This is a genomic window from Streptomyces sp. NPDC001492 (genome assembly GCF_053597275.1).
On sequence record NZ_JBSFHW010000114.1, the window covers coordinates 1 to 2,438 of the forward strand.

Here is a 2,438-nt window from a genome sequence, read left to right on the forward strand (position 1 = left end):
CTGACGCTAGGCGAAGCCTACCCGCTGACGTGCCCATCTGTCTCAGCTCCCTTCCCCCGTGTCGTTGGTCCGTTTGTCACACCGCAGTTCACGCGCGCGTGCCGTCTCGCCGTCCGCCGGATGCGGAGCCACCAACCTGCGCGACCGCCCCACCATCCGCGCCATCGCCTCGTAGCCCACCCGCTCGAACTCCGCCTGCACGCGCGCCATCTGATCCCGATACAGACGCGGCGACGCAGACACCCGACCCGCATGCAGGCCCACCGCGAGAGCGCGGTCCCAGATCGCCTGCACCACATCCGGATCCACATGCGGGAACAGATCCGCGGGCAGCTTGTCCGGGCGCCCGGCGGTCTCCAGCTGACCGTTCGCGATCAGACCCGCTAGGAACACCGCGCTGGACATCGCCCGCCCCGCCAACACGCCATCCGCGTACGACGCATCCACGGGCGCCGTGGCCTCGGTCTCCGGAGTAGTCGCCATCACAACTCCTCAGGGTCGTAAATACGAGTGCGACCGGCCGGGCCGTCCATGTGCAGGCCGCACACGGGCAGCCACTCACGCTGGCCACGGAACAGACGCCAGCCGACCGACGGGGCATCGCAGTACCCGCCGTCGCAGGAACGGCCCGCAGCGGGCTCGGCGGGCGGCGGCGGACCGGTCAGCCCGGACGGCCCCCGGTTCGAGGCGGGCGCGGTGACACCGGGCGCCCGCTGCCCGGCGCCCGGGCACGTGATGCCGCCACGGCGGTGACGGCGGAACACTCCAGCGACGGTCACCTGGCGAGGGAGCCCGCATCCGGGGCACGTCGCACGAACCAGCTCCGTCATGCCACAGCCTCCAGCTCCGGAGCGGACGGGAACAGATCGTGCACATACGCCCACCCCGAAGGCGGCGTCTCACCACCGTCATCGAACGACAACTGGCCCGCCACGTTCGGGAACTTCGCCCGCAACGACACCCCCCGACGCCCCCGAGGCGGCCGCCACGGGGACGCCTGCGACCAGTCCCACGCCTCCTCCGGCACCGACGGGCACACCATCAGATGCTGCCGGTACTCGATCAGCAGCTTCCGCGTCGACGACGGAATCGCCGGCACCAACCCGTCATCCGCCACCACCAGCCCGCCATCCACCAGACCGCGGGCCACCGCCGCACCCAGCAACTCCATCCGCGACGCCGCATCCCCCAAACCCAGCCCGTGCGTCAGCTTCGCCCGCTGCCAATTCGCCTTCCGCACCCCCAGCCCCGTCTCCATCGCCACCCAGTACTCATCCGCCGACACCGCCAACGCCTCCAGCACGGCCAGCTTCTGCGGCGTCCTCAGCGACGAATCCGACACCGGAACCGGCGCCCGCCGCTTCGGCTCCGAAGCCCCAGCCAGCCGGCCCCGCTCCGCCGTCGTCCGACCACCCCGCACCTCCTTCTCCCGCGACGGCACCAGGCCCGCGTACGCATCGCACTGCACCATCACCGGACAGTTCAGACACACCTCCTTCGCCGCCTCCACCCGCTCCCGACGAACCCGCTGCTCCTCCCCACCATCCACATCCGGCCCGTGCCACGCATCCAACGGCACCTGCACCGGCCTCCCGTCACGCTCCACGCTGCCGACGGCCAGCCGCGGATTATCCGGATCCGGGGCACACCCCCGGTACTTGAAGAACCGGTGCTCAGTCCACGCCACATAGGCGGCATCCTGCGGCGACATACGAGTGGGGCTCATGGGGCTCCCCCTTCCGGGCGGTGTGTAGCGAGAGCGGTATCCAGAACGCGCTCCGCCTCAGCAAGGACGGCACGCTCCCGGAGGAGTTCATTGACGCGAGCACGAAACGCGTCCAAGTCACGGGCCTGCATGCCACCCGCCAGACGCGCAGAAGCGCGCTCCGCGATCAGAGCGCGCCTCAACCGATGCAGCCGATACAAGGCCGCACCCGCCACCAAGAAGGCGAGCACGGCCACAACCATCAGAACTACTGGCACGACGCTCACCTCCTCGGTGGTGTGCCAGACGGAACGGTCAGGGGTGGAACAGGGCGTTGCGCTGCGCGGCCTCCGCCATCCGCGACGCCGCCCACCGAGCCGACTCCTCCGCATCCACCAGCACCATGGGCGGCGTACGCAGACTGTCCCTGGCCGGCCGGACTCTGCCCGTCTCCGCCAGCTCGGCAGCATCCAGAGCCGCTTCGTCGGTTGCACGGTTGCCCTTGCGCTGCTCCGGGACGCTCGGGTGGTGCTTCTCCCACCACAACGCCAGCGGAGTCCCGACCACGGCGATGAGCAGGACCGCCGGGACGACCCAGCGGATCGGGTTAGCAGACAGCCAGTTGACGATTTCGGACATGACAGGGCTCCGTTCGGCGATAGCCGGTATGGGTGAGGTGGTGCGATGTGCCCCAGGAAGGGGACTTGTGGGGCCGCGCGATCCGCGGCCCGAG

General features: G+C 70.2%; 4 protein-coding genes. All 4 read right to left on the reverse strand.

What is annotated here, in order from left to right:
- Window positions 1-42: 42 nt before the first annotated feature.
- Complete coding sequence (locus ACWC1K_RS50595) at window positions 43-483, reverse strand: hypothetical protein (protein WP_450840982.1); 441 nt, start codon at window positions 481-483, stop codon at window positions 43-45.
- Window positions 483-779 carry a hypothetical protein gene (locus tag ACWC1K_RS50600; RefSeq protein WP_450840984.1) on the reverse strand — a complete coding sequence of 99 codons (297 nt, stop codon included), beginning with the start codon at window positions 777-779 and terminating at the stop codon, window positions 483-485. The genes ACWC1K_RS50595 and ACWC1K_RS50600 overlap by 1 nt, the downstream gene beginning before the upstream one ends.
- A gap of 47 nt (window positions 780-826) precedes the next feature.
- Window positions 827-1,726, reverse strand: a complete 900-nt coding sequence (locus tag ACWC1K_RS50605) for a WhiB family transcriptional regulator (RefSeq protein WP_450840986.1) — start codon at window positions 1,724-1,726, stop codon at window positions 827-829.
- Between the two features lie 294 nt (window positions 1,727-2,020).
- Window positions 2,021-2,344, reverse strand: coding sequence for a hypothetical protein (locus tag ACWC1K_RS50610; protein ID WP_450840987.1), 324 nt, complete (start codon window positions 2,342-2,344; stop codon window positions 2,021-2,023).
- Window positions 2,345-2,438 lie beyond the last annotated feature (94 nt).

Coding starts and splice junctions, on each gene's coding strand:
- ACWC1K_RS50595 (WP_450840982.1), bottom strand. CDS start 483: ATGGCGACTACTCCGGAGACCGAGGCCACGGCGCCCGTGGATGCGTCG.
- ACWC1K_RS50605 (WP_450840986.1), bottom strand. CDS start 1,726: ATGAGCCCCACTCGTATGTCGCCGCAGGATGCCGCCTATGTGGCGTGG.
- ACWC1K_RS50610 (WP_450840987.1), bottom strand. CDS start 2,344: ATGTCCGAAATCGTCAACTGGCTGTCTGCTAACCCGATCCGCTGGGTC.